General features: G+C 71.0%; 22 protein-coding genes. 14 read left to right on the top strand and 8 right to left on the bottom strand.

All coding sequences use genetic code 11. From position 1 onward, the window contains the following. The first annotated feature begins 11 nt into the window (after positions 1 to 11). Genes LCC91_RS06450 through LCC91_RS06430 form a run of 5 tightly spaced genes read left to right on the top strand, consistent with a single transcriptional unit; the run spans position 12 to position 4,482 of the window. On the top strand, positions 12 to 1,487 hold the full coding sequence (locus LCC91_RS06450) for an NADH-quinone oxidoreductase subunit M (protein WP_058615415.1): 1,476 nt from the start codon (positions 12 to 14) through the stop codon (positions 1,485 to 1,487). A 36-nt stretch (positions 1,488 to 1,523) separates the two neighbouring features. Beyond that, positions 1,524 to 3,005: an NADH-quinone oxidoreductase subunit NuoN gene (gene nuoN, locus LCC91_RS06445; protein WP_058615414.1), complete on the top strand. Its 1,482-nt coding sequence runs from the start codon at positions 1,524 to 1,526 to the stop codon at positions 3,003 to 3,005. Positions 3,006 to 3,024: 19 nt separating this feature from the next. After that, entirely contained in the window at positions 3,025 to 3,324 is a 300-nt protein-coding gene (locus LCC91_RS06440; protein ID WP_058615413.1) for a DUF2818 family protein, read from the top strand. 22 nt (positions 3,325 to 3,346) lie between these two features. Next, complete coding sequence (locus LCC91_RS06435) at positions 3,347 to 4,009, top strand: NUDIX domain-containing protein (RefSeq protein ID WP_313904184.1); 663 nt, start codon at positions 3,347 to 3,349, stop codon at positions 4,007 to 4,009. Next, a complete protein-coding gene (locus LCC91_RS06430; protein ID WP_043699137.1) occupies positions 4,006 to 4,482 on the top strand; it encodes a DUF1178 family protein in 477 nt (158 codons plus the stop codon). The genes LCC91_RS06435 and LCC91_RS06430 overlap by 4 nt, the downstream gene beginning before the upstream one ends. A gap of 40 nt (positions 4,483 to 4,522) precedes the next feature. On the opposite strand, the gene LCC91_RS06425 is transcribed toward LCC91_RS06430, so the two are convergent. Further along, the gene (locus LCC91_RS06425; RefSeq protein ID WP_043699135.1) at positions 4,523 to 5,827 is read right to left on the bottom strand and encodes a Glu/Leu/Phe/Val family dehydrogenase; all 1,305 of its coding nucleotides are present in this window, start codon (positions 5,825 to 5,827) and stop codon (positions 4,523 to 4,525) included. Positions 5,828 to 5,976: 149 nt separating this feature from the next. On the opposite strand from LCC91_RS06425, the gene LCC91_RS06420 reads away from it, so the two are divergent. Together LCC91_RS06420 and LCC91_RS06415 are read left to right on the top strand one after the other, a co-directional pair. Beyond that, positions 5,977 to 6,687 carry a CoA pyrophosphatase gene (locus LCC91_RS06420; RefSeq protein ID WP_043699133.1) on the top strand — a complete coding sequence of 237 codons (711 nt, stop codon included), beginning with the start codon at positions 5,977 to 5,979 and terminating at the stop codon, positions 6,685 to 6,687. Then, positions 6,684 to 7,610, top strand: coding sequence for a cobalamin biosynthesis protein (locus LCC91_RS06415; protein WP_043699131.1), 927 nt, complete (start codon positions 6,684 to 6,686; stop codon positions 7,608 to 7,610). Before LCC91_RS06420 ends, LCC91_RS06415 begins: the two co-directional genes overlap by 4 nt. Positions 7,611 to 7,650: 40 nt before the next feature. On the opposite strand, the gene rsgA is transcribed toward LCC91_RS06415, so the two are convergent. Then, positions 7,651 to 8,589, bottom strand: coding sequence for a ribosome small subunit-dependent GTPase A (gene rsgA / locus LCC91_RS06410; protein WP_043699128.1), 939 nt, complete (start codon positions 8,587 to 8,589; stop codon positions 7,651 to 7,653). Beyond that, positions 8,586 to 9,878 carry a M48 family metallopeptidase gene (locus LCC91_RS06405; RefSeq protein ID WP_043699125.1) on the bottom strand — a complete coding sequence of 431 codons (1,293 nt, stop codon included), beginning with the start codon at positions 9,876 to 9,878 and terminating at the stop codon, positions 8,586 to 8,588. The genes rsgA and LCC91_RS06405 overlap by 4 nt, the downstream gene beginning before the upstream one ends. 115 nt (positions 9,879 to 9,993) lie before the next feature. On the opposite strand from LCC91_RS06405, the gene orn reads away from it, so the two are divergent. The 3 genes from orn to LCC91_RS06390 all read left to right on the top strand — a co-directional run bounded on the left by orn (position 9,994) and on the right by LCC91_RS06390 (position 13,764). Then, positions 9,994 to 10,596, top strand: a complete 603-nt coding sequence (orn, locus tag LCC91_RS06400) for an oligoribonuclease (RefSeq protein ID WP_043699123.1) — start codon at positions 9,994 to 9,996, stop codon at positions 10,594 to 10,596. Positions 10,597 to 10,658: 62 nt separating this feature from the next. Beyond that, positions 10,659 to 12,266, top strand: a complete 1,608-nt coding sequence (locus LCC91_RS06395) for an inorganic phosphate transporter (protein ID WP_143897366.1) — start codon at positions 10,659 to 10,661, stop codon at positions 12,264 to 12,266. A gap of 136 nt (positions 12,267 to 12,402) precedes the next feature. Beyond that, positions 12,403 to 13,764 carry a DEAD/DEAH box helicase gene (locus LCC91_RS06390; RefSeq protein WP_143897367.1) on the top strand — a complete coding sequence of 454 codons (1,362 nt, stop codon included), beginning with the start codon at positions 12,403 to 12,405 and terminating at the stop codon, positions 13,762 to 13,764. Positions 13,765 to 13,864: 100 nt separating this feature from the next. Here the strand turns inward: LCC91_RS06390 and LCC91_RS06385 are convergent, their stop codons facing one another. Next, entirely contained in the window at positions 13,865 to 14,842 is a 978-nt protein-coding gene (locus tag LCC91_RS06385; protein WP_143897368.1) for a GMP reductase, read from the bottom strand. 323 nt (positions 14,843 to 15,165) lie between these two features. On the opposite strand from LCC91_RS06385, the gene LCC91_RS06380 reads away from it, so the two are divergent. The 4 genes from LCC91_RS06380 to LCC91_RS06365 are packed head-to-tail and all read left to right on the top strand — an operon-like array spanning position 15,166 to position 20,737. Then, a complete protein-coding gene (locus LCC91_RS06380; RefSeq protein ID WP_082668234.1) occupies positions 15,166 to 16,035 on the top strand; it encodes a motility protein A in 870 nt (289 codons plus the stop codon). Continuing rightward, positions 16,032 to 16,988, top strand: a complete 957-nt coding sequence (locus tag LCC91_RS06375; protein ID WP_052231416.1) for an OmpA family protein — start codon at positions 16,032 to 16,034, stop codon at positions 16,986 to 16,988. Before LCC91_RS06380 ends, LCC91_RS06375 begins: the two co-directional genes overlap by 4 nt. A gap of 22 nt (positions 16,989 to 17,010) precedes the next feature. Further along, on the top strand, positions 17,011 to 19,446 hold the full coding sequence (locus LCC91_RS06370) for a UvrD-helicase domain-containing protein (RefSeq protein WP_082668233.1): 2,436 nt from the start codon (positions 17,011 to 17,013) through the stop codon (positions 19,444 to 19,446). 22 nt (positions 19,447 to 19,468) lie between these two features. After that, positions 19,469 to 20,737, top strand: a complete 1,269-nt coding sequence (locus LCC91_RS06365; RefSeq protein ID WP_082007470.1) for an NAD(P)/FAD-dependent oxidoreductase — start codon at positions 19,469 to 19,471, stop codon at positions 20,735 to 20,737. Positions 20,738 to 20,764: 27 nt separating this feature from the next. On the opposite strand, the gene LCC91_RS06360 is transcribed toward LCC91_RS06365, so the two are convergent. The 4 genes from LCC91_RS06360 to LCC91_RS06345 form a co-directional block, all read right to left on the bottom strand. Continuing rightward, a complete protein-coding gene (locus LCC91_RS06360; protein ID WP_058615407.1) occupies positions 20,765 to 22,990 on the bottom strand; it encodes a PhoX family protein in 2,226 nt (741 codons plus the stop codon). A 78-nt stretch (positions 22,991 to 23,068) separates the two neighbouring features. Then, the gene (locus LCC91_RS06355; RefSeq protein WP_143897369.1) at positions 23,069 to 23,839 is read right to left on the bottom strand and encodes a BPSS1780 family membrane protein; all 771 of its coding nucleotides are present in this window, start codon (positions 23,837 to 23,839) and stop codon (positions 23,069 to 23,071) included. Positions 23,840 to 23,855: 16 nt separating this feature from the next. Further along, on the bottom strand, positions 23,856 to 24,809 hold the full coding sequence (locus LCC91_RS06350; RefSeq protein ID WP_058615406.1) for a homoserine kinase: 954 nt from the start codon (positions 24,807 to 24,809) through the stop codon (positions 23,856 to 23,858). A 6-nt stretch (positions 24,810 to 24,815) separates the two neighbouring features. Further along, entirely contained in the window at positions 24,816 to 25,112 is a 297-nt protein-coding gene (locus tag LCC91_RS06345) for a hypothetical protein (protein WP_058615405.1), read from the bottom strand. Positions 25,113 to 25,155: the final 43 nt, after the last annotated feature.

Genomic DNA, 25,155 nt, shown 5'->3' with positions numbered 1-25,155 from the left:
AGAACGAAAGCATGGGTTTGCTGAGCCTTGCGATTTGGACGCCGATCTTTTTTGGCGTCGTGCTGCTGGCGCTGGGGCGCGATGAACACGCCGGCGTGGTGCGCTGGCTGGCGCTGATCGGCGCGCTGCTGGGTCTGGCGGTGACGGTGCCGCTCTACACCGGGTTCGAGGTCGGCTCGGCGGCGATGCAGTTCGTCGAGAAGGCCCCGTGGATCGAGCGCTTCAACGTCCACTACCACCTCGGCGTCGACGGCATCTCGCTGTGGCTGGTGCTGCTCACCGCGTTCATCACGGTCGTCGTCGTGATCGCCGGCTGGGAGGTGATCACCGAGCGGGTCAACCAGTACATGGGGGCGTTCCTGATCCTCTCGGGCCTGATGATCGGCGTGTTCGCATCGCTCGATGCGATGTTGTTCTACATCTTCTTCGAAGCGACGCTGATCCCGATGTACATCATCATCGGCATCTGGGGCGGGCCGAACAAGATCTACGCGGCGTTCAAGTTTTTCCTCTACACGCTGCTGGGCTCGCTGCTGATGCTGGTGGCGCTGATCTACCTCTACAACGTCTCGGGCGGCAGCTTCGACCTGGCGACGTGGTACCAGCTCCCGCTGAGCGGCCCGGCCCAAACCGCGCTGTTCTTCGCGTTCCTGGCGGCGTTCGCGGTCAAGGTGCCGATGTGGCCGGTGCACACCTGGCTCCCGGACGTGCACGTCGAGGCGCCCACTGGTGGCTCGGCCGTGCTGGCGGCGATCATGCTCAAGCTCGGCGCGTATGGCTTCCTGCGCTTTTCGCTGCCGATCACGCCGGACGCCGCGCACGAGTGGGCGGACCTGATGATCGCGCTGTCGCTCGTCGCCGTGATCTACGTCGGGCTGGTGGCGATGGTGCAGCAGGACATGAAGAAGCTCGTCGCCTACTCGTCGGTCGCCCACATGGGCTTCGTCACGCTGGGCTTCTTCGTCTTCAACGACCTCGGGGTGTCCGGCGCGATCGTGCAGATGATCGCGCACGGCTTCGTCTCGGCCGCGATGTTCCTGTGCATCGGTGTGCTGTACGACCGCGTGCACTCGCGCGAAATCCGCGACTACGGCGGTGTGCTGCAGACGATGCCGGCGTTCGGGGCGTTCGCGCTGCTGTTCGTGATGGCCAACGCGGGCCTGCCGGGGACGGCCGGTTTCGTCGGTGAGTGGATGGTGATCCTTGCGGCTGTCAAGGCGAATTTCTGGATCGGGCTGCTCGCGGCCACTTCGCTGATCCTCGGTGCGGCCTATTCGCTGTGGATGTTCAAGCGGGTCTACCTCGGCGCGCCGGTGCACGAGCACGTCAAGGCGCTGCAGGACATCAACGCCCGCGAATTCCTGATGCTCACGCTGCTGGCGGTCATGGTGCTGTACTTCGGCATTCATCCGAAGCCGTTCACCGATGTGATGGACCCGGCGGTGCAGCAGCTGCTCAAGCACGTCGCCGTCTCCAAGCTGGCCTGACGCGTTGCAACCCTCTCGATGGAAAGCCGACTCCCCATGATCGATGCCATCAGCTGGGCCGCCGCCACCCCCGAGCTGTTGCTGCTCGCGATGGCGTGCGTGATCGCCCTGTACGACCTCTTCGTCGATTCGCCCCGGCGCGACGCGACCTTCCGCCTGACGCAGCTCACGCTGGCCGTCGTCGCCGCGCTCGAGGGTTACCTCGCGCTCAGCGGCCAGACCCTGGTGGGCTTTGGCGGCATGATCGTCAGCGACCCGATGGGTGCGTGGCTCAAGTGCTTCGCCACCGTCGCGCTGATGGTCACGCTGCTGTATGCGCGCCCCTATGCCGGGCCACGGCAGATGCTGCGCGGCGGCGAGCTGTTCACGCTGTCGATGTTCGCGCTGCTGGGCATGTTCGTGATGATCTCGGGGCAGCACCTGCTCGTGATCTACCTGGGGCTGGAGTTGCTGACGCTGTCGAGCTATGCGCTGGTGGCGCTGCGTCGCGACGACGCGCGTTCGACCGAGGCGGCGATGAAGTATTTCGTCCTCGGCGCGCTGGCCAGCGGCTTTTTGCTCTACGGACTGTCGCTGGTGTATGGCGCGACCGGCACGCTGCTGCTGTCGGGGGTGGCGGAAGTGGTCGCCGCGGGCGTGCAGCAGCCGATGGTGCTGACGCTCGGCGTGGTGTTCGTCGTCGCGGGCCTGGCTTTCAAGCTCGGCGTCGTGCCGTTCCACATGTGGGTGCCGGACATCTACCACGGCGCGCCGACCGCGATCACGCTGATGATCGGCGGGGCGCCGAAGCTCGCCGCCTTTGCGATCGTCGTGCGTCTGCTGGCCGAGGGGCTGGTGGCGGTGGCGGTCGAATGGCAGCAGATGCTCGCGGTGCTGGCGGTGGCGTCGCTGCTGGTGGGCAACCTGGCTGCGGTTGCGCAGACCAACCTCAAGCGGATGCTGGCATTTTCGACCATCGCGCAAATGGGCTTCATGCTGCTCGCGCTGGTCGGCGGCGTCGTGGGCGGCGACCGCGCGGGCATGGGCGACGCGTGGGGTGCGGCGATGTTTTACGTCGTCACCTACGTGCTGACGACGCTGGCGACCTTTGGCGTCATCTTGCTGCTGACGCGGGACGGCTTCGAGTCCGAGGAAATCGCGGATCTGGCGGGGCTCAACCAGCGCAGCCCGCTGTACGCGGGGGTGATGGCGGCGTGCATGTTCTCGCTCGCGGGGGTGCCGCCGCTGGTGGGGTTCTATGCCAAGCTCGTCGTGCTGCAGGCGCTGCTCGCCGCCGGCGGCGGTGTGTACGTGGGGTTGGCGGTGTTCGCGGTGCTGGCGTCGCTGGTCGGGGCGTTCTACTATCTGCGTGTGGTCAAGGTGATGTACTTCGACGCGCCGACGCAGACCGCGCCCATCGAGGCCCCCGTCGCGGTGCGCGCGGTGCTCTCGCTCAACGGCGCGGCCGTGCTGCTGCTGGGCATTCTGCCCGGGGGCTTGCTGACGCTGTGTGTCCAGGCCGTGCGCTCGGTCTTGTGAGACCGGGTACCATCGGCGCATGAGTCTGGATCTGGCTGTCGGGCTGGTCATCGTGCTGGCCCTGGTGGGGGCGAACGTCCCGTTTTTGAACGATCGCTGGCTGGCGGTGTGGCGGCACGGCGCGTCGCCCAAGCCGCTGTGGGGACGGTTGGTGGAGCTGGTGCTGCTTTACTTCGCCGTCGGGGCGGTGGCGATTGGGCTGGAGCAGCACCTCGGCCAGCGCTACCCGCAGGGATGGGAGTTCTACGCGATCACGGCGGCGATGTTCCTGACCTTCGCCTTTCCGGGCTTCGTCTATCGTTACCTGGTGCGCCGCTGACGCGGCGGTGTGGAGCGTGGCCGTGGTCGAGCCGTCTCCCCTGTTGCCGGACCGGCAAGCGCCCCATCTGCGCGAGCGCACGCAGGCGTCGGCCTGCGTCTGGCGCGGCTACTTCCTGTCCGTGCACTGTGACGAGGTCACGCTGCCCGACGGCCGTCGGGCGACGCGAGAGTATGTCCGGCACCCCGGCGCGGTGTTGATCGTGCCGGCACTGCCGGACGGGCGCTTGGTGGTGGAGCGGCAGTACCGCTACCCGGTGCGGCAGGCGGTGATCGAGTTCCCCGCCGGCAAGCGCGATCCGCGGGAATCGGCTTTTTGCTGTGCGCAGCGTGAGCTGTGGGAGGAGACCGGCTACCGCGCCGCGCAGTGGGCGCGCGCGGGCGTGCTGCACCCGACGATCGGCTATTCGGACGAGGTGATCGAGATCTGGTTCGCGCGGGGTTTGGAGGCGGGCGAGCGCCGACTCGACGACGGCGAGTTTCTCGACGTGCTGGCGGTTGCTCCGGACGAGCTGCTCGCGGCCGTGCCGCGCGGTGAGGTGACGGACGGCAAGACGCTGACGGCGCTGTTGTGGTGGCAAAACGTGGCCAGTGGCGCCTGGCCCATCGACTGGCGCGACGCCGCGGCGTGGGCGTCCGAGGCGGATGCGGGCATCCCGGCGGGCGAGCAGGAGGGCGCGGCATGAAGGTGCTCGACCTGGGGTGCCGGCACGGCCACGTGTTCGAGGGCTGGTTCGCCTCCGAGGACGACTACCGCGACCAGCGCGAGCGGGGCCTGCTCGAATGCCCGGTGTGCGGCGATCAGGCGGTGGAAAAGCGCCTGAGCGCGCCCTACGTGCAGACGCGGCGGACGGAAGATGCGGGGGCGCGCCAGGGAGGGAGCGAGCAGGCCGGCGGGGGTACCCCAGCGGCGTCCGTGCCGGCGCTGACGCCGCAGCAGCAGGGGCGCCTGCTGCGGGCGCTGCGCGCGTGGGTGCGCGACAGCGAAGACGTCGGCGAGCGCTTCGCCGCCGAGGCGCGGGCGATCCACCAGGGCGAGGCCCCGGCGCGCAGCATCCGCGGTGTGGCCACGCCCGACGAGGCCTTGGCCCTCGTCGAGGAGGGCGTCCCCATCCTGCCGCTGCCGGACTTACCGCTGCTGAAAGAGCCGCTGCAGTGAGTCCGGCGTCGGTGCCACCGCACCGGCGGTGGCCGTCGCGTCAGGGGTAGAGGCCGCGCAGGTCGCGCGCACGCAGGATGCGCTCACAGGCGACGATGAAGGTCGCCGTGCGCAGGCTCACGCCCTTGTCCTCGGCCACCTGCCAGACGGCCTCCAGCGCGCCCTTCATGATCGCCACCAGCCGCTGGTTGATCTCCTCCTCGCTCCAGAAGAAGCTGGAGAAGTCCTGCACCCACTCGAAATAGCTGACGGTCACGCCGCCGGCGTTGGCGACGACGTCGGGCACGACGAGCACGCCGCGGTCGCGCAGGATGTCGTCCGCCTCGGGCGTCGTGGGGCCGTTGGCGCCCTCGATGATCAGGCGCGCGGTGATGCGCGGCGCGTTGGCGGCCGTGATCTGCTGTTCCAGCGCCGCCGGGATCAGGATGTCGCACGGGACGTCCCAGAAGGCGTCGTGCGCAATGGCCTCGGCCTGCGGAAAGCCGGCGACCGTGCCGTGTTGCTTGGCATGCGCCAGCAGCGCGGGGATGTCCAGCCCCGCCTCGCGGTACACGCAGCCGGCGTGGTCCTGCACCGCGACGACGCGCGCGCCCGCCTCGGCGAACAGGCGCGCCGACACCCCGCCGACGTTACCGAAGCCCTGCACCGCCACGCGCGCGCCGGTGAGGTCGAGCCCGATGCGGCGTGCCGCTTCCGCGCCGACCGTGAACACGCCGCGGCCCGTGGCCTCGTGGCGGCCGAGCGAGCCGCCCAGGCTGATCGGCTTGCCGGTGACGACGCCGGTGGCGGTCTCGCCGACGTTCATCGAGTAGGTGTCCATCATCCACGCCATCACGCGCTCGTTGGTGTTGACGTCGGGCGCGGGGATGTCCTTGGTCGGGCCGATGATGATGCCGATTTCGCTGGTGTAGCGGCGCGTGACGCGCTCGAGTTCCCCCGCCGAGAGGCGTTTCGGGTCGACGCGCACGCCGCCTTTGGCGCCGCCGAAGGGGACGTTGACGGCGGCGTTCTTGATCGACATCCACGCCGCCAGCGCCATCACCTCCGAGAGCGTGACGTCCTGGTGGAAGCGCACGCCGCCCTTGCCGGGGCCGCGCGAGGTGTTGTGCTGCACGCGGTAGCCCTCGAAGTGCGCGACGGTGCCATCGTCCATCTGGATCGGCACGTCCACGACCAGGATGCGCTTGGGGCGCTTGAGGGTTTCGACCCAGCGCGCGAGGTTGCCGAGGTAGGGCGTTACGCGGTCCACCTGTTGCAGGAAGATGCCCCACGGGCCGAGGTGCTGCGGGTCGAGGTACGAGGGCAGCGCGTGGCTCGCGCGTGCCGTGTCGGGGTGTTGTGTCATGGGTTTTTGCTGTCCGAGTGGAACATGGCGCGCAGCATACGGGGAGCCGGCGGCGCTGTCCAAAGCCGGTTTGCCATGCTGTCATGCAAAAGATGCATCGTTGGCGCGCCGCGGATGCTCCGCCGCGGGTGCGGCACAATCCCTCTCCGATGCGACCGCCCCCCGCGCCTCCGCCCGCATTCGACCCCCGCCAGGTGCCCGTGGTGGCGCGCGACGACGGCCTGCCGCCCGTGCCGGTGGAGGCGCTGGACCCGGCCACCCTGCGCGGCTGGTTTGCCGCACCGCCGCCGTGGACGCCGGAGATCCGCGCGGAGCCGCGCTGGGTGGAGGGGCCGGCCACGCCCGCCGCCGTGCTGGTGCCGCTGGTGTGGCGGGCGCGGCCGACGGTGCTGCTGACGCAGCGCACCGCGCACCTGCCCACGCACGCGGGGCAGGTGGCCTTTCCCGGCGGCAAGCTCGACGCCTGTGACGATGGTGACCCGGTGCGCTGCGCGTTGCGCGAGGCAGCCGAGGAGGTGGGCGTCGCGCCGGCGTGGGTGGAGCCGCTGGGCACGCTGCCGGTGTATGCGACCGGCTCGGGCTTTCACATCACCCCGGTGGTCGCGCTGGTGCGGCCGCAGGGGCCGTGGCGGCCCAACCCGCAGGAGGTGGCCGATGCGTTCGAGGTGCCGCTCGCGTTCCTGATGGATCCGCGCCACCACCGCCACCACGAGCTCGACGTCGGCGGCGTGCGTCGCCGCTGGCTGTCGATGCCTTATGACGACGGCGGCGTCGAGCGCTACATCTGGGGCGCGACCGCGGCGATGCTGCGCAACCTGTACCGCTTCTTCGTCGCCGCCGGCGCTATCATGCGCGCATGACGTTCTTCGCGGTGCTGTTGGCCTTGGTGCTGGACCAGGCGCGCCGTCCCGGGGCCGACGCCGTGTGGCACGGGCCGATGGGCGCCTGGGCCGCGTGGGTGCAACACCAGTTCGACGCCGGCCACCCGCGTCAGGGCTGGCTGGTGTGGGGCCTGGCCGTCGGGGTGCCGGTGCTCGCGGTGACGGCTGTTTACCTGGCGCTGGCGGCGGTCAGCGGCCTGCTCGCGTTTGCGTGGACGGTCGCGGTGCTGTACGCGACGCTCGGTTTTCGGCAGTTCAGCCACCACTTCACGGCGATACGCGCGGCGCTCGAGTCCGGCGACGAGGCGCGCGCCCGGGCGCTGTTCGCCGAGTGGAGCGGCGCGCCGGCCGTCGACTGGCCGCGCGAGGAGCTGCTGCGCCGCGTCATCGCGCAGGCCGTTCTGTGCGCCCACCGGCACGTGCTCGGCGTGCTCGGCTGGTTCGTCGTCCTGGCAGCGCTGGGCCTCGGCCCGGCGGGGGCGGTGCTTTATCGGGCGGCGTCGTGGCTGGCGCAGCAATGGCCACTCGACGCCCCGCGGCCTGCGGTGGTGAGCGAGTCCGTGGCCCGCGCGACGGCGCGGGCCTGGTGCGGGATCGATGCGCTGCCGGCGCGCCTCACCGTGCTGGGCTTTGCGGTGGTGGGGCACTTCGAGGAGGCCCTGGAGCGCTGGCGTGCGCACGCCACGGCATGGTGGGAGCCGAGCGATGCGTTGCTGCTGGCGGTGGCGGGCGGGGCCATGCAGATGCGCCTGTGGCCACGCGCCCCGGCGGATGAGGGCGACCGCGCCGAGGGGGCGGCACCGCAGCTCGCGCACCTGGCCAGCACCGTCGGCCTCGTGTGGCGCAGCGTGGTGCTGTGGCTGCTGGTGCTCGCGCTCGCGCTGCTGGCGCGCATCTTCTGACGGGCGTGCGCGGACCGGGGTGGCCGTGGCGCAAGGGGGCTCAATGGGCGCGCGCGGCGCTCAATTCGTCGTAGAGCTCGACGTAGAGCTGCCAGCGCTGCGGCGCGATCGGCCCGTGGGGGGCGAGCGCCGCGCGGATCGCGCAACCGGGTTCCTGCCGGTGGGTGCAGTTGTGGAAGCGGCACTGTCCCTGATACGCCGCGAAGTCCGGCATCCAGTGCGCCAGCGCCTCCGGCGCGATGTGGTGCAGTCCGAACTCGTGAAAGCCCGGCGAGTCGATCACCGCGCCGCCCGCCCCGTCACGCAGCCAGTACCAGCTGGTGCGCGTGGTCGTGTGGCGGCCGGTGCCCAGCGCCTGCGAGATGCGCTGGGTCTGTGCCTGTGCCTCTGGGACGAGCCGGTTGACCAGGGTGCTCTTGCCGACCCCGGAGGCACCGATCACCAGCGTCACGCGCCCGTGCAACCGCTGCTGCAGCGCGGCCAGCAGGGCCTCGTCCGGGGCGTCGCCGAGTTGCAGCGGTAGCACGGTTTCCCCCATCGCGCGGTACGGCGCAAGCCGCGCCCACGCCTCGTCGAAAGCGGGTTGCACGTCGCGTTTGTTGAGGGCGATCAACGGCTCGATGCCGGCGTGGCGCGCGGCGATCAGTGCCCGCGCGAGCTGGCGTTCGGAGTAGACCGGTTCCGCCGCGAGCAACACCAGCACCTGGTCGACGTTGGCGGCGAAGACCTTGGTGCGCACGGCGTCCTGGCGGAACAGCACGGTGCGCCGCGGCTGCACGGCCTCGATCACCCCTTCGTCGCCGGAGGCGCGCCAGTGCACCCGGTCGCCGACCACGGCCTCCTGCCGTTTGCCACGGGGGTGGCAGCGGATGCGGGTGCCGTCGTTGTCCTCCACCAGCAGGTGGCGGCCGTAGCTGGCCACGACCAGCCCGTCGCGCGTCGCGGCGGCTGCCGCGCCCGGTCCGCGGTCCGCGGTCATGGCCTGGCCCCCGACGCCGAAACGCCGAGCCTCGCCAGCCGGTCCGCCGCTGGCGGGTGCGTGTAAAAAAAGCGCACGTACCACGGGTCCGGTGTCAGGGTGCTGGCGTTGTCGCGCACCAGCGTCAGCAGCGCCTGCGCCAGCGCCCCGGCGCTGGCGTGGCGCGCGGCGTAGCGGTCGGCCTGGTATTCGTCGCGCCGCGACAGCGCGCTCAGCAGCGGCGCCACGACCGTGCCCGCGAGCGGCGCGACGAGGCCGAACGCCAGCAGCGCCAGCGCCCCGTTGCGCCCGTCCAGGCTCGGGGTGACGCCCAACCCGAAATAAAACCACAGCTGCTGCGACAGCCACCCCAACACGGCCAGCGCCACGCCGCTGGCCAGCGCGAGCCACACGAGACGCCGCAGCACGTGGCGGTGGTGGGCGTGGCCGAGCTCGTGCGCCAGCACGGCCTCGACCTCGTCGGGCCCGAGGCGCTGCAGCAGGGTGTCGAACAGCACGACGCGCTTGGCGGGCCCAAAGCCCGTGCAATACGCGTTGGCGTGCGCGCTGCGCCGGCTGCCGTCCATCACGTACACGCCGGCGCTGCGCAGGCCACAGCGCCCCAGCAGCGCCTCCACCCGCGCGCGCAGGTCCGCGTCCGTCAGCGGTTCGAAACGGTTGAACCACGGCGCGATCCAGCGCGGGTAGAGCAGCAGCAACGCGGTGTTGAAGCCCATCCATGCCGCCCACGCCCACAGCCACCAGAGCGCGCCGGCGGTGTCGTACAGCCACAGCACGAGCGCGGCCAGCGGCAGGCCCAGCGCCGCGCCCACGATCGCGCCCTTGAGACCATCGATCAGCCACTGCCGCAGCGTCATGCGGTTGAAGCCGTGCGCTGCCTCCAGCCGGAAGGTGCGCCACCACGCCAATGGCAGCTCGAGCAGCGCGCCGATTGCGAAAAACGCGCCCACCAGCGCGACCTGCTGCGCGAGGCCCGGCCCCATCACCGCCAGCAGCGCGCGGTTGAGCGCGTCCAGGCCCCCCAGCAGCGTCCAGCCCACGACCAGCGCCGCCCCCCACACCGCCTCCAGCAGCGTCAGGCGCGTCTTGTCGAGCGTGTAAGCAGCGGCTTTGGCGTGCTGTTGGGGCGAGACATGGCCCGCGAACGCCGGCGGCACCCGGTCGCGGTGGCGCGCGACGTGGCGCATCTGGCGCGAATACAGCCAGACACGCAGCACCAGGTCCAACAACAGCAGGGCGACGAAGGCCCAGGTCCACGCGACGTGTGCGGGCACGGCAGCAAGCTCCATGTCCCGCAGTCTAGCCAAAGTCGCGTGGCGCTGCCGCGGCGCAGGTCTCGGGGATGGGCCGTGTGGGGTGAGTCGCCCCTCACCGCGCGTCCTGCCGTCGGCGACAATAGCGGGCATGACGAACGCCGCATCCCTGCCCGAACCCCTGTCCACAGAGGCGCTGACGCTGCCCAAGAGTGACCAGAACCTGGTCTGGATCGACTGCGAGATGTCGGGGCTGGACCCCGAGCGCGAGCGCCTGCTGGAGGTGGCGGTGGTCATTACCGGCCCGCACCTGACCCCCCGCATCGAAGGGCCGGTGCTCGTCATCCACCAGAGCGACGCCGTGCTCGACGCGATGGACAACTGGAACAAGGGCACGCACGGGCGCAGCGGCCTCATCGACAAGGTCAAGGCCAGCACGCTCACCGAAGCCGACGCCGAGGAGCAGTTGCTCGCGTTCATCGCGCGCTACGTGCCGAAGGGGGCGTCGCCGATGTGCGGCAACAGCGTCGGGCAGGACCGGCGCTTCCTCGTCAAATATATGCCCAAGCTGGAGGCGTACTTCCACTACCGCAACCTCGACGTCAGCACCCTCAAGGAGCTGGCCAAGCGCTGGCGGCCGCAGGTGTACGACGCCTTCAAGAAGCAGCAGCGGCACACGGCGCTGGCCGACGTGCACGAGTCGATCGACGAGCTCGTGCATTATCGGGAGCACTTCCTGCGCCTGTCGGCCTGAATGGCCGCCCCAGCGGCCCGGTGTATGCTCACGGAATTTTGACCATTCCGTGACACGTCATCATGTCCGCCATCCTCTCTCCGGTCACGCGCTCGGGACGTGAACAGCTCGAGCAGTCACTGCGCCTTGCGGCCGCCGTCGCCGCGCTCCTGATCGCCGGGCTGTACGCCGCGCTTTCTGTGAAGGCGCTGCCCGGGCTGTCGACCCAAGCGCTGTGGTTCCTCGTCATCGCCGCCGCCGTCGGCGCGTACATGGCGATGAACATCGGTGCCAACGACGTCGCCAACAACATGGGCCCGCCCGTCGGCTCCGGCGCCATCAGCCTCGGCGGCGCAATCGTCCTGGCCGCAATCTTCGAGGCGCTGGGGGCCATCGTCGCCGGCGCGGACGTGGTCGGCACCATCAAGGGCGGCATCATCGAGATGCGTGACTTCGCCGAGCCCGAGCGCTTCACCTGGCTGATGCTGGCGGCGCTGCTGGCCGGGGCGCTGTGGCTGAACGTGGCGACGGTGCTCGGCGCGCCCGTGTCGACCACGCACTCGATCATCGGCGCCGTCGCCGGTGCGGGCATCGCGGCCGGCGGCTGGGCCGTCATCAACTGGGGTACCATCGGCGCCATCGTCGCGAGCTGGATCGTGTCGCCGCTCTTCGGCGGGGCGGTCGCGGCGGCGGTGCTATACATCACCAAGCGCACCATCACCTACCAGGCCGACATGGCGGCCGCGGCGGGCCGTCGCGTGCCGCTGCTGATCGCCGCGATGGCGTGGGCGTTCGCCACGTACATGCTGCTCAAGGGGCTCAACAACGTGGTGAAGGTCGGCTTCTGGCAGGCCCTGCTGGCGGGCTTCGGGGTGGCGGTGCTGACCTTCTGGGTCGTGCGCGGTCCGATCGCGCGTCACGCCGCGACGCTGCCGGGCACGAAGGCCGCGGTCAACGAACTGTTCACCTGGCCGCTGGTGTTCGCCGCCGCGCTGCTGAGTTTTGCGCACGGTGCCAACGACGTCGCCAACGCGATCGGTCCGCTGGCGGCGATCTACGAGGCCGTGCTGCACGGTGCCGTGGTGGCCAAGGCCGCCACCCCGCTGTGGATCCTGATCCTCGGGGCGCTCGGGTTGTCGGTGGGCCTGGCCCTCTACGGCGGCAAGCTGATCATGACGGTCGGCAAGGAAATCACCGAACTCGACCGCATGCGCGCCTATGCCATCGCGATGGCGGCCACCGTGACGGTCATCCTGGCGTCGCAGCTCGGCATGCCGGTGTCGACCACACACGTCTCGATCGGCGCGGTGTTCGGCGTCGGCTTTCTGCGCGAGCTGCTCAAGGTCAACTACGCGAAGATGGAGGCCGTGGTGCGGGCTGCCCACCAGGGCGAGGACCGCGAGGCGGTCGAGGCCTATCTGGTGCGCTTCGAGGCCGCCCCGGTGGAGGAGAAAAAACGCATGCTGGCCGAGATGAAGCGCCGCGCCAAGGAGATGGAGCGCCGCGGCGAACTCGCGCCGGGCTGGTTCAGCAAGAAGGAGCGCAAGGCCTTCAAGAAAGCGTACAAGCAGGAGATCGTCAAGCGCTCGGTCGTGTTGCGTATCGTGGCGGCGTGGATCGTCACGGTGCCCGCGACGGCGCTGCTCGCGGCGCTGCTGTTCCGCGTGGTGGAGCTGCTGCTGACGCGCTGACGCGGCGTTTGTGTCATAATGCGAAGCGCGGTGGCAATGACTGCCACCGCTTTTTTGTTGCATCTGCTGCTCGTCGCTTCCGTTCAAGGTGGGATTCGTTGGGGGTCGATGTGATGACAACCCAACGGATAGACCGATGAACCCGATTTCCTCCACGGCCACCGGCCGCGACGGCGGCTTTGCCGCGCTCGACCTCGCTGAACCCCTGCTGCGCGCCATCGCCGACCTCGGCTACGTGCAGCCCACGCCCGTCCAGGCGGCGGCCATCCCGCCCGCGCTGACCCGCGACGCTGGTGGCGCCGACCTGATGGTCTCCAGCCAGACCGGCAGCGGCAAGACCGCCGCTTACCTGTTGCCCGTGCTCGACGCACTGAGCCGCCAGCCGGTGGCCGAGGCGCCCCGCGACGGCGCGCGTCGCGGTCGTGCCCCCGCCCGAGGCCGCTTCGAACCGGCGGCACCGCTGGCGCTGGTGCTGTGCCCCACCCGCGAGCTGGCGCAGCAGGTGGCCGGCGACGCCATCGACCTGCTGCGGCACACCCGCGGCCTGCGCGTGGCGACGGTCGTCGGCGGCATGCCGTATCCGGTGCAGCTGCAGCGCCTTGCGGGCGCCGCCGTGGTGATCGCCACGCCGGGGCGCCTGCTCGACCTGCACCGCGGCGGGCACCTGCGCCTGGACGCCGTGCAGCACGTCGTCCTCGACGAGGCGGACCGCATGCTCGACCTCGGCTTTGCCGAGGACCTGGCCGAGATCCACCGCCTGACCGAGAGCCGGCGCCAGACCCTGATGTTCAGCGCCACCTTCGCGCCGCGCATCCAGGCGCTGGCCGCGCGCATCATGCGCGATCCGCAGCGCGTGGCGCTGGAGACCGCGCAGGACCGCCACACCCACATCGAGCAGCGCCTATATTGGTGCGACAGCCCGTCGCACAAGCGCCGCGTGCTCGATCACTGGTTGCGGGACGAGGCCATCGAGCAGGCCATCGTCTTCGCCAGCACGCAGATCGAATGCGACGAACTCGCGCAGGATCTGCAGCAAGCCGGCTTTGCCGCCGTCGCGCTGCACGGCGCGCTGAGCCAGGGTCTGCGCAACCGCCGGCTGCAGGCGCTGCGCCAGGGGCAGGTACGCATCCTCGTGGCCACCGACGTCGCCGCGCGCGGCATCGACGTGCCCACCATCACCCACGTGTTCAACTACGGTCTGCCGATGAAGGCCGAGGACTACGTGCACCGCATCGGCCGTACCGGCCGCGCCGGGCGCCGCGGGCTGGCCGTCACGATGGCCGAGCCGCGCGACCGCCGCCGCATCGGCGCGATCGAAGCGTTCAGCCGCCAGCCGATTCCGGCGCTGACGATTCCCGGCCTCGAGCCGCAGCGGCTGCCGGAGGCACCGCGCCACGGCCGCCGCCCCGACGGCAACCGGGGATGGGCGGGCCGTTCGGGCGCGCCGCGCGCCCAACGCGCCGAATTCGCCGCGGCCCGCCGGCCGGCGGCCCGCTGAGCGCAAACCGGCCGGCGCGGGGCGGCCGATCGGGTGTGCGAATATCGGGGTGCACCGCACCCCGTAGAGGAGACAGCTTGGGGCGGCGTCCGCCCCGGCGTCACATCAGCAGGTGTTCGCCCGCGTTTTCGCCGCCGAGGATGACGTAGTTGACCTTGCGCAGGTCGGCCAGCACGCGCCCGCCGGCGTAGCTGATGGAGCTTTGCAAGTCCTCGCGCATCTCGCGCAGCGTGTCGGCGAGTTTGCCCTTGATCGGCTCGAGGATGCGCTTGCCCTCCACGTGCTTGTACTCGCCCTTGTTGAAGTCGCTGGCCGACCCGTAGTACTCTTTGTACAGCTTGCCGTCGACCTCGACCGTGGCACCGGGCGACTCCTCGTGCCCGGCGAACAGCGAGCCGATCATCACCATCGCCGCGCCGAAGCGCACGCTCTTGGCGATGTCGCCGTGGTGGCGGATGCCGCCATCGGCGATGATGGGCTTGGTGGCCACGCGGGCGCACCACTTCAGCGCCGAGAGCTGCCAGCCGCCGGTGCCAAAGCCCGTTTTCAGCCGCGTGATGCACACCTTGCCCGGGCCGATGCCGACCTTGGTCGCGTCCGCCCCCCAGTTCTCCAGGTCGATCACGGCCTCGGGCGTGCCGACGTTGCCCGCGATCACGAAGGTCTGCGGCAGGTGCTCCTTGATGTAGGCGATCATGCGCCGCACGCTCTCGGCGTGACCGTGCGCGATGTCGATCGTGATGTAGTCGGCACCGACGCCTTCGGCCGCGAGGCGGTCGATCACCGCCCGGTCGGCGTCCTTGACGCCAGAGCTGATCGAGACGAACAGCCCCCGCTCGCGCATGCGTTTCGCGAACGCGACGCTGTCGAGGTCGAAGCGGTGCATCACGTAGAAGTAGCCGTTGGCCGCCAGGTACTCGGCGATGGGCTCGTCGATCACGGTCTTCATGTTCGCCGGCACCACCGGCAGCACGAAGCGGCGGCCGCCAAACTCGACCGAGGTGTCGCATTCGCTGCGGCTGTTCACGCGGCACTTGCGTGGCAGCAGCAGCACGTTGTCGTAGTCGAAGATATCCATGCGTTGGGCTCCTGTGTGGACGGCCGTCCCGCGGGGATGACACAACGGGGGGCGCGGGACGGAGGCGGCGCGTTGGGGCAGTGCGCGGCCCAATGGCTGCAGGCAGGGGGCGAGGCGGGGGCGGTGCCGTTGCGATCGGCGGCCCGATGGTGGCGCCGAGCAGACAAAAACCGGGCGCGCTCGCGTGGCCCGGTGACCGATTCTATCCCAGCCCGCGGCGCTGGGGCACAATAGGTCCCCAGGGGCGGCCGGGCGCGCCGCCCGGCGTGGCCGGCACTGCGCGGCGTTGGCGCGGGCCCCGCCTCTCGTTTGGAGTGCCGTCGATGAATCCCTCGACCCTGATCGGCATGATCGCCAGCGTCGTGCTGCTGGGTGTCCTCATCTTTTTCGCCGCGGACGATCCGTGGCTGTTCATCGACCTGCCCAGCATCGGCATCGTGCTGGTGGGGACGATGGCCGCGACGTTTCTGAGCTACCCGATGGGCGAGGTGCTGCGGGTGTTCAAGCTCATCGGCACCGTGATGCGCAACGAGCGGCTCTACACCGAGCGCGACATCGAGGAGCTGGTGGACGTGTCGCGCCTGTGGATGCGCGACGATCCGGTGCTCGTGGAAAAGGCGCTGCCGCGCATCTCCAACCCGTTTCTGCGCACCGGGGTGCAGCTCGTCATCGACCGCATCCCGGAGGAGGACATCCTCGACCTGCTGCAGTGGCGCATCTCGCGCATGAAGGCCAAGGAGGCGGCCGAGGCGCAGCTCTTTCGCGTGATGGCCAACTATGCACCGGCGTTCGGGATGATCGGGACGTTGGTGGGCCTCATCAACTTGATGGACGTCGTCGCCAGCGGCGATCTGGTCGTCATCGGCCGCCATCTGGCGGTGGCGCTGATGACGACGTTCTACGGCATTCTGCTGGCGAACCTGATCTTCAAGCCGGTGGCGGTGAAGCTCGAGCGCCGCACCGAGCAGCGCGTCGTGCTGATGAACATGGTGCTGCAGGGCATCTCGATGATGTGCGCGCGGCGCAGCCCGTCGCTGATGCGCGAGACGCTGAACTCCTTCGTCGCCCACCGCGAGGACGAGATCCGCGACAGCACCGACCGCACGGCGGTGGGGGCGGGCGCCGGCGGCGGCGTCGGTCCGACGGCGGCGGGGGCACGCCCGGCCAACCGTGGCGGAGGGCGATCCACGTGAACGAGCGGGAGCTGCACGACGCGCTGGCCAAGGCGCTACAGGCTGCCCGCGCCAACGGAGCGGGGGCGGCCGCGGCGGGCGCTGCAGCGCCGCTGCCCGGCGTCTCGGCCGGTGCGGGGGCGAAGCCCGCGATGGCCACCCCCCGCCCGCCCGTGCTGCAGAAGGGCCGCTTTCAACGCTGGCACGCGGAGCCCGACGCCGTGCCGGAGGAGGAGGGCTGGCTCATCACGTATCTGGACGTGATGACGCTGCTGCTCGTGATGCTGGTGCTGATGCTGGCGTTTTCCGAGCCGATCGCGCGCAAGCCCCCGCTGGGCCGGGCCGAGGCGCAGGGTCAGGCTGCCCCGAGCGCGGGGCAACCGCTGCCGGGCGGCGGGGGCAGCATCGTGCCGCCGATCGGGTTGCCGGCGGCGACCCCCGGCCCCGGTACGCACCCCAGCGAGCAGCGCGCACCCGATGCCCCGTCCACCGCGCCTGGCGGGCCGGCGGTGCCGTCTACGGCGCCGGGTGCCGGCACTGCCCCGACCGTGCCGCTGGGCGACCTTGGCAAGGACATCGAAATGCTCGTGCGCGACGAGGGGGTGAGTTTTCGCATCCCGTCGGAGGTGTTGTTCGCCTCCGGCGAGGCGACGCTCACACCATCGGGTCTGGCCGTCATCGACCGGCTGCTGCCGGCGATGAACCGTGTGCCGGACTACACCATCGTCGTCGAGGGACACACGGACAACGTGCCGATCCAGACCGCGCGGTTTCCGTCGAACTGGGAGCTCTCCGCCGCGCGCGCGAGCAGTGTGGTGCGGCACCTCGAGGCACGTGGCCTGAACCCCACGCGGCTGCGCGCCACCGGCTACGCCGACACGCGGCCGCTGGCTCCCAACGACACGCCCGAGGGCCGCGCGCTGAACCGCCGCGTCGAGATCACGCTCGAGCCCCCGCTGCGGCGGCGCGACTGACCCCGCTGCCTACAATCGCGGCATGACCGATCCGTTTGCCGGCGGGGGGACGCCGGCCTTCAGCAACGCCCCGTCCCTGCCCCCCGACCACCCGCTGCTGCGCGACCTCAACCCGGAGCAGCTCGCTGCCGTCACGCTGCCGCCGGTGCACGCGCTGGTGCTGGCCGGGGCCGGCTCCGGCAAGACGCGCGTGCTGACCACCCGCATCGCGTGGCTGCTCGCCACCGGACAGGCCACGCCCGGCGGCATCCTGGCCGTGACGTTCACGAACAAGGCGGCCCGGGAGATGCTCACGCGTCTGTCGGCGCTGCTGCCACTGAACGTGCGCGGGATGTGGATCGGGACCTTTCACGGCCTGTGCCACCGCCTGCTGCGCGCGCACCACCAGCTCGCCGGACTGCCGGCCACCTTCCAGATCCTGGACACGCAGGACCAGCTCAGCGCCATCAAGCGGCTGCTCAAGGCCCTCAACATCGACGAGGAGCGCGTCAAGCCCAAAGAGCTGCAGTGGTTCATCGCCGGGGCCAAGGAGGACGGGCTGCGTCCCCACCACCTGCCGGCGCGCAATGACCTGGAGCGCCTGCAGGTCGAGCTCTACCAGGCGTACGAGGCCCAGTGCCAGCGCGAGGGCGTGGTCGATTTTGGCGAGCTGATGCTGCGCTCTTACGAGCTGCTGCGCGATCACGAGCCGCTGCGCGTGCACTACCAGCGGCGCTTCCGCCACCTGCTGATCGACGAGTTCCAGGACACCAACCGGCTGCAGTACGCGTGGATCAAGCAGCTCGCCGGCCACGAGGTGGACGGGCGCTTCGTGCCGTGCGGCAACGCGGTGATGGCGGTTGGCGACGACGACCAAAGCATCTACGCCTTCCGCGGTGCGCGCGTGGGCAATATGCGCGACTTCGTGCGCGAGTTCGGCATCGCCGAGCCGATCAAGCTCGAGCGCAACTACCGCAGCGTCGGCCACATCCTGCACGCGGCCAACCACCTGATCGACCACAACCGCCAGCGGCTGGGCAAAAATCTGCGCACCGAGCAAGGCGAGGGCGAGCGCCTGCGCGTCGTCGAGCTGCCCAGCGACCACGAGGAGGCGCAGTGGGTGGTGGATGAAATCCGACAGCTCACCCGCAACGACGGCATTCCGCCGCACGAAATCGCCGTGCTCTACCGCAGCAACGCGCAAAGCCGCGCGATCGAGGGCGCGCTGTTCAACGCCGGCATCCCGTACCGGGTGTACGGAGGCTTGCGCTTTTTCGAGCGGGCCGAGATCAAGCACGCGCTGGCGTACCTGCGCCTGCTGGAGAACCCGCACGACGACACGAGCTTTTTGCGCGTGGTCAACTTCCCGCCGCGCGGCATCGGCGCGCGCACCATCGAGCAGCTGCAGCAGGCGGCGCGCGACGCCGGCTGCTCGCTGCATGACGCGGTGACGGCCATCGGCGGGCGTGGCGGAGCGGCGCTCGGGGCGTTCGTCGCCCGGTTGGACGTGATGCGCGAGCGCAGCGTCGGCCGCCCGCTGCGCGAGATCATCGAGGGCGTGCTCGCCGACAGCGGGCTGCTGGAGCACTACCGCGCCGAGCGCGAAGGGGCCGAGCGCATCGAGAACCTGCAGGAGCTCGTCAACGCCGCCGAGAGCTTCGTCAGCCAGGAGGGCTTTGGCCGCGACGCGGTGGCGCTGCCGCTCGATGAAACGGGCACTCCGGCCCCCGCGGCCGGCGCGACGGCTGGGGGAGTCGAGGCCGAGACCGGCGAGACGCTCAGCCCGCTGGCGGCGTTCCTGACCCACGCGGCGCTGGAGGCCGGCGACCATCAGGCGCAGGCCGGGCAGGCCGCGGTGCAGCTGATGACCGTCCACGCGGCCAAGGGGCTGGAGTTCGACGCGGTCTTCATCACGGGGCTGGAAGAGGGGCTGTTCCCGCACGACAACAGCCTCTCCAGCGTCGACGGGCTGGAGGAGGAGCGGCGGTTGATGTATGTGGCGATCACCCGCGCGCGCCGGCGGCTGTACCTGACGCATGCGCAGACGCGGCTGCTGCACGGGCAGACGCGCTACCACATCCCGAGCCGCTTTCTGGACGAATTGCCGGCGGAGAGCCTGCAGTGGCTCAGCCCGCCGCGGGCGCGTGCATCCGGCGGGTTCGGCGGCTTCGGTGGCTGGGGCGGGGCCGCGGCGGGCGTGCCGCAGCCGGCCTGGGGCCGCAGCGGCCTGACGGACGAGCGGCCGGCGGGCCTGGCGGGTGTCCCGCTGGCCGCCCCTCCGGCGCGCAGCGCCCCCGCGGTCAGCGCCAGCGGGGCCGAGATCCGCACCGGGATGGCGGTGTTTCACACCAAGTTCGGCGAGGGCACGGTTCTTGCCATCGAAGGGCAGGGCGCCGACGCGCGCGCGCAGGTGGACTTCCGCCGCCACGGCACGAAGTGGCTGGCGCTCGCCGTCGCCAAGCTCACGCCCGTGTCCTGAACCTTTGCGCCCAGGACCCGCGATGACCCACCCGGTTGCGTCAACCCCCGCGCGTCGAGCGATCGTGCTCGGCGCCGGGATGATCGGTACCTGCACCGCGCTGCACCTGCAGCAGCGCGGCTTCGACGTCGCGCTCGTCGACCGGCGCGAGCCGGGTCAGGAAACCTCCTACGGCAACGCCGGCCTGATCCAGCGCGAGGCCGTCGAGCCGTATCCCTTCCCGCGCCAGTGGGGCAAGGTGTTGCAGGCCGCGCTCGGGCGGGGCGTGGACGTGCACTACCACGCGGCGGCGTTGCCGGCCCTGGCGCGGCCGCTGTGGCGCTACTGGCGCGATTCCGGGCCGACGCGCTACCCCCAGCGGGTGCAGGCCTACGCGCGGCTGATCGCGCATTGCCTGGACGAGCACCGGCCGTGGATCGAGCAGGCGAATGCCACCGATCTCGTGCGGCCTATCGGGTATCTGGACGTGTTCCGCACGGGCCCCGCCTTCGAGGCCGCGGCGCGCGACGCCGCTCGGCTCGCCCACGCGTTCGGGCTCGATGTCGAGGTGCTCGACGCGGCGGCGCTGGCGCGGGCCGAGCCGGCGCTGCGTCCAGGGCTGGCGGGTGCGGTGCACTGGCGCGACCCGTGGGCGTGCGCGGACCCGGGGGCGCTGGTCGCGCGTTACGCGCGGCTGTTCGTGCAGCGTGGCGGCCGTCTGGTGCGGGCGGACGCCATTGCGCTTTCGCCCCACGGGGGTGGCTGGCGCCTTCCCCTGCCCGGCGGGGACACCCTCGACGCCCCGGTCGCCGTGGTCGCGCTCGGGCCGTGGTCGGACACGCTGCTGCGGCGTCTGGGCTACCGGCTGCCGCTGTTTGTCAAGCGCGGCTACCACCAGCACTACGCGGATGGCGCCGTCCTGCAGCGCCCGGTGCTGGACGTGGAGCGGGGGTATGTGCTGGCCCCGATGCGGCGCGGCCTGCGGCTGACCACGGGGGCCGAGTTTGCGCACCGCGATGCCCCCGTCACCCCCGTGCAGGTGGGGCGGGCCGAGCACTGCGCGCGCGAGCTGATCGAGCTGGGCCACGCGGTGGAGGTGTCACCGTGGTTGGGTGCGCGCCCCTGCACGCCGGACATGCTGCCCGTCATGGGGCCGGCCCCGCGCCACCCCGGTCTGTGGTTCAACTTCGGCCACTCCCACCAGGGTTTCACGCTCGGGCCGGTGGCCGGGCGGCTGTTGGCGGAGATGATCGCCGGTGAGCCGCCGTTCCTGGACCCGGCCCCGTACCGGCCCGGACGCTTCGCCGGGTGAAGCGCCCGGGCGCCCACGCGCCGGGGCTCAGGTGCCGATGCGGCCGCCGTCGGTGCGCGTGATGACGACCGTCGCCGACCGCGGGCGCTGGCCGGGGCCGTAGCCGGCCTTCGCGGGCCACTGGCTTTCGTACTTCGACGGGTCGTTCACGTCCGCCATGCGGGTGTTTTCACCCGGGTGCTGGATGTTGACGAACAGCGCGCGACCGTCGGGCGATTCGGCGATGCCCGTGATCTCGCAGCCTGGCGGCCCGACGAGGAAGCGCTTGACCTCGCCCGCGCGGCCCACGTAGGTCGTGACCGTGAACTCGCTGCCGTCGGCCTTGCGGTAGCGCAGCGTGCGCCGTTCGCCGTCGCCCACGCGGCCCGGCAGCGCCGCCAGCATCATGCAGTTGGTCACGTCGGTGTAGGCACCGTCGTCCGTCTGGATCCAGCAGATGCCCGAGTACGGGCTGAACCACAGCCCGTCGGGGCTGGAGAAGTCGTTGTCGTCCGTCAGGCCCGAGAGGTTGATCAGGCCGCGGTCGGCATCCGCCTGGGCGCCGAACAGGTACACGTCCCACACGAAGCGCGTGCTGGCCGCGCCGCCGTCCTCGCGCAGGCGCACGATGTGGCCGTTGGGGTTGCCCTCTTGCTTCTTGTCGCCCTTCATGTCCACGTAGACGCGCGGGTTGGCGGCGTCCGGGGCCAGTTCCGCTCCCTTGGCGGGCTCGACGCGGCGGTTGCTGTTGTTGGTCAGCGTGAAATACACTTCGCCGTTACGCGGGTGGATGCCGCCCCACTCCGGGCGGTCCATGCGCGTGGCCTTGACCGCGTCGCCGGCGATGCGGGCGTGCACGACGACGTCGGCCTGCGACTCGAAGCGGAACTTGTCGTATCCCGCCACCGCCGGGTTGCGCAGGCTCAGCTCCACCCACTCGCCGCGGCCGTCCGCGTCGAAGCGGGCGACATACAGCGTCCCGTGGTCCAGGTATTTGCTGCCCACCGCGATGCGGTCGGCGGCCTGCGCGTCGGCCGGGTCCCACGGCGCGCTGCTGACGAACTTGTAGATGTACTCGTTGCGCGCGTCGTCACCCATGTACACCACCACCGGTTCGCCGGCCTTGACCGGGGCGAACACCGCATTTTCGTGCGCGCAGCGCCCCAGCGCCGTGCGTTTGACCACGGGCGCACTCGGGTTGTAGGGATCCATCTCGACGATCCAGCCGAAGGTGTTGATCTCGTGCCGGTAGTCGTCGCTGCCGTCGGCGCTGCTGCCGGTCTTGCTGCAGTCGAAGCGCCGGTAGCGGTCGGCCTCACCCGCCGTCTCCCAGCCGTGGCGGCTGGCCGCGCCGGCCTTGCGGCCGTAGCGGTTGAGCGCCACGACCTCGCGCGCGTCGTTGCGGGCGTCGTCGTCGTCGGCGCGGCGGGTGAAGTAGCCGAACCAGTTCTCCTCGCCGGTCACGAACGTGCCCCACGGCGTCTTGCCGGTGCCGCAGTTGTTGAGCGTGCCGCGGCAGCGCGTGCCGTCGACGCTGTATTGGGTCACCATCCAGCGGCTGCCGCGCGCCGGGCCGCTGATTTCCATCGGCGTCTCGGGCGTCAGGCGCCGGTTGAACGGTGAGCCGACGATGGTCTGCCAGCGCTGCCCGTGGCGCTGGATCTCGACGACCGACACGCCGTGGATCGCGATCTCCTTGTCCACCTCCGCCGCGGGGCGGGGCAGCGCGGCCTTGCCGCCGTCGGCATGCAGGAAGAACGAGGTCAGCTTCTCGTCCGTGGTGGCCTCGTGGTTGACCACCAGCAGCGCGCGCTGGCTGCTCGTGGGGTCGGGCTGGCCGCGGCGGCTGAGCCCGAAATACTCCATCCCGTCGTGGTGGTCGCCGGCGCGGCGTTCGAACTGCGTGTCCGTGCCGTCGTTACGGAACGCCGGCACGTCCGCGAACAGCGGGTCGCCCAGCGCGTAGAGCACCTGCACCTGGTAGCCGGGCGGCACCAGCACGGTGTCGGCCTTGCTCTTGCCAACCGCGGCAAAGCCCAGCCGTTGCAGCGGTGCGGGGCCGGTACTCCCGGCCCGGGCGGCGCCCGCAGGCGGGGCGGCCAGGGCGGGTGCGGCTGCAGACGTGGCGACCGTGGCGGCGGCTGCACCGGCTACCGCCATGACTTGGCGGCGGCTCAGGCGCTGCGCGAGGATGTCCTCGAAGCTGGCGTGCCGGTGGGGGTTGGAGTTCTCGTCGTTGAAGAAGGTGTCGGGACGAGCGGTGTCGTGACGCATGGGGTTGTCGGGCCGTGGTTGAACACGCCGACAGTGTGCGCAGCGCGTGTGAAAGCTTTGTGACGGCCCGCGCGCCGTTCAGGCCGGCGGCGCCCCGTCGTCCGTCAGGAAGCTGTCGCGGAACGTGAAATACAACGACGTGAAGAACGCCGCGCTCAGCAGCGAGGCGACCGGGAACAGCAACACCTGCACCGCGCCCGCGCCCCCCAGCGCCGACGCGAGCAGCACCAGCACCAGCGAGACGACGAGAAAGACCGCCGACCAGCCGAGCAGGAATACCATCAGCGCCGCCTTGTTGGTCCAGCAGGCGACCCAGCTGAAAAACAGGCTCTTGACCGGGTGCACCCTGTGCCAGTGCACCAGCGCCGGCGCGTGCCAGAACAGCATGCCCAGCGGCAGGTAGAGCACCCCCTGCCACGCGAGGTTGCGCAGCACCGCCGGGTCGTCGAAGATCGCCCGCGCGTCGTCACCGTTGGCGGCCGGGGCCCCGCCCGCCAGCAGCGCGGCCAGCGTCATCGCTACCAGTGACCCCAGCGCGTACAGCGCCCCGAGCAGCAGCATCGCGCGCGCGCGCTCGCGCCCGGCGCGAAAGGCGCTGGCCAGCACCGTCGGCATCGGAAAGCGGCCGCTGGCCGCCTCCTTGGTCGCCGCCATCAGGCCCAGCGTCGCCGCCGGCAGCAGCGCCAGCGCCAGCGGCGCGCCCAGCACCGGCACCATCGCCAGCACGCTCACCCCGAGGATGAACATGAAAAACAGCCCGCCCATCGCCAACGGCTGCCGCGCGAAGGTGCGCAGGCCCAGGCGGACCCAGAGCCAGCCGGTGCGCGCGGGGACACGGTTGAGCTTCATCGGTGCCGTCCTGTCCTCAGCATTCCGCCAGCCGCGCACGCAGCACGCGCTCGAAGTGCGTGGGGTCGTGCGGCTGCAGCGCCGCCGCGGGACGCGGCAGGTACCAGTCCCACAGCCGCGAGATCCAGAACCGCAGCGCCCCCGCGCGCCGCATCGCGGGCAGCAGGGCGCGCTCCGCTGCCGTCAGCGGCCGCACCGACTCGTACGCCTCCAGCAGGGCGTGGGTGCGCGCCGGGTCCGCCGCCCCGCTGGTGAGGTCGATGCACCAGTCGTTCAGGCACACCGCCAGGTCGAACAGCCACGTGTCGCAGCCGGCGAAATAAAAGTCGAACACGCCGCTGAGGCGATCGTCCTCGAACAGCGCGTTGTCGCGAAACAGGTCCGCGTGCACCGGGCCGCGCGGCAGGCCCTGGTACGCCGGGGTCGCCGCGATGTGGTTCTGGTACGCCAGCTCCGCGGTCAACAGCGCCGCCTGCGCCGGCTCCAGGTGCGGCAGGATCACCGGCACCGTCTCGTTCCACCAGGCCAGTCCGCGCAGGTTGGGCTGCTCGCGGTCGTAGTCCTGCCCCGCGAGGTGCATGCGCGCCAGCAGCGCGCCGAGCTGCCGGCAGTGCGCCGGCGTGGGGTCGAGCACGCTCGCACCGGGCAGCCGGTTGACCACCGCCGCGGGCTTGCCGCACACGGTGTGCAGGATCTCGCCGTGCGCGTCGGCCTGCGGGTCCGGCACCGGGATGCCCTTGGCCGCCAGGTGCTGCATCAGGTACAGGTAAAACGGCAGCTGCGCGTGTGTGAGGCGCTCGAACAGCGTCAGCACCCACTCGCGCCGCTCGCCGTCGCGCTCGGTGGTGACGAAATAGTTGGTGTTTTCGATACCGCCGAGGATGCCGCGCAGATCGACCAGTTCACCCAGGCCGAGCCGCTGCATCAGGTCCGCCGCCTCGTCGCGGCCCACCTCCGTGAAGACGGCCATGGCGCCTCAGAAATCCAGCACCCGCCAGCGGCGCGACCCCGCGCCCGAGCGCTCGTCGCTGACGCCCGGGTCGATCGGCCGCACCTCGTAGCCCGGCAGTGCCGAGCGTGTACGCACATCGATCGAGCGCGTCTGCCCGCCGATGCGCAGCTCCTCCACCCGCGTGTGGCCGTCCTGGTGCAGGATGCGCTCGACCTTCGGTTCCGGCGCGCGGGGGGCGGGCGGCTCGGCCGCGGGCTGGGCGACGGCCGATGCGGCCGGCAACACGAACAGGAGGGGAAGGGGGCGTAGGCGGGCGGGCATGACCCCGCGATTGTAGGCAAACTGGGCGGTGCGCGGCCGGCCG

The sequence above is a fragment of the Tepidimonas taiwanensis genome (assembly GCF_020162115.1).
GTDB lineage: Bacteria > Pseudomonadota > Gammaproteobacteria > Burkholderiales > Burkholderiaceae_C > Tepidimonas > Tepidimonas taiwanensis.
The sequence above is the reverse complement of the archived record's forward strand: the minus strand, read 5'-3'. Positions and strand labels throughout refer to the sequence as shown.

Bases quoted from the DNA above. Each gene is read 5' to 3' on its own strand.
- LCC91_RS06450 (WP_058615415.1), top strand. From the start codon at position 12: ATGGGTTTGCTGAGCCTTGCGATTTGGACGCCGATCTTTTTTGGCGTC.
- nuoN (WP_058615414.1), top strand. From the start codon at position 1,524: ATGATCGATGCCATCAGCTGGGCCGCCGCCACCCCCGAGCTGTTGCTG.
- LCC91_RS06440 (WP_058615413.1), top strand. From the start codon at position 3,025: ATGAGTCTGGATCTGGCTGTCGGGCTGGTCATCGTGCTGGCCCTGGTG.
- LCC91_RS06430 (WP_043699137.1), top strand. From the start codon at position 4,006: ATGAAGGTGCTCGACCTGGGGTGCCGGCACGGCCACGTGTTCGAGGGC.
- LCC91_RS06425 (WP_043699135.1), bottom strand. From the start codon at position 5,827: ATGACACAACACCCCGACACGGCACGCGCGAGCCACGCGCTGCCCTCG.
- LCC91_RS06420 (WP_043699133.1), top strand. From the start codon at position 5,977: ATGCGACCGCCCCCCGCGCCTCCGCCCGCATTCGACCCCCGCCAGGTG.
- LCC91_RS06415 (WP_043699131.1), top strand. From the start codon at position 6,684: ATGACGTTCTTCGCGGTGCTGTTGGCCTTGGTGCTGGACCAGGCGCGC.
- rsgA (WP_043699128.1), bottom strand. From the start codon at position 8,589: ATGACCGCGGACCGCGGACCGGGCGCGGCAGCCGCCGCGACGCGCGAC.
- LCC91_RS06405 (WP_043699125.1), bottom strand. From the start codon at position 9,878: ATGGAGCTTGCTGCCGTGCCCGCACACGTCGCGTGGACCTGGGCCTTC.
- orn (WP_043699123.1), top strand. From the start codon at position 9,994: ATGACGAACGCCGCATCCCTGCCCGAACCCCTGTCCACAGAGGCGCTG.
- LCC91_RS06395 (WP_143897366.1), top strand. From the start codon at position 10,659: ATGTCCGCCATCCTCTCTCCGGTCACGCGCTCGGGACGTGAACAGCTC.
- LCC91_RS06390 (WP_143897367.1), top strand. From the start codon at position 12,403: ATGAACCCGATTTCCTCCACGGCCACCGGCCGCGACGGCGGCTTTGCC.
- LCC91_RS06385 (WP_143897368.1), bottom strand. From the start codon at position 14,842: ATGGATATCTTCGACTACGACAACGTGCTGCTGCTGCCACGCAAGTGC.
- LCC91_RS06380 (WP_082668234.1), top strand. From the start codon at position 15,166: ATGAATCCCTCGACCCTGATCGGCATGATCGCCAGCGTCGTGCTGCTG.
- LCC91_RS06370 (WP_082668233.1), top strand. From the start codon at position 17,011: ATGACCGATCCGTTTGCCGGCGGGGGGACGCCGGCCTTCAGCAACGCC.
- LCC91_RS06365 (WP_082007470.1), top strand. From the start codon at position 19,469: ATGACCCACCCGGTTGCGTCAACCCCCGCGCGTCGAGCGATCGTGCTC.
- LCC91_RS06360 (WP_058615407.1), bottom strand. From the start codon at position 22,990: ATGCGTCACGACACCGCTCGTCCCGACACCTTCTTCAACGACGAGAAC.
- LCC91_RS06355 (WP_143897369.1), bottom strand. From the start codon at position 23,839: ATGAAGCTCAACCGTGTCCCCGCGCGCACCGGCTGGCTCTGGGTCCGC.
- LCC91_RS06350 (WP_058615406.1), bottom strand. From the start codon at position 24,809: ATGGCCGTCTTCACGGAGGTGGGCCGCGACGAGGCGGCGGACCTGATG.
- LCC91_RS06345 (WP_058615405.1), bottom strand. From the start codon at position 25,112: ATGCCCGCCCGCCTACGCCCCCTTCCCCTCCTGTTCGTGTTGCCGGCC.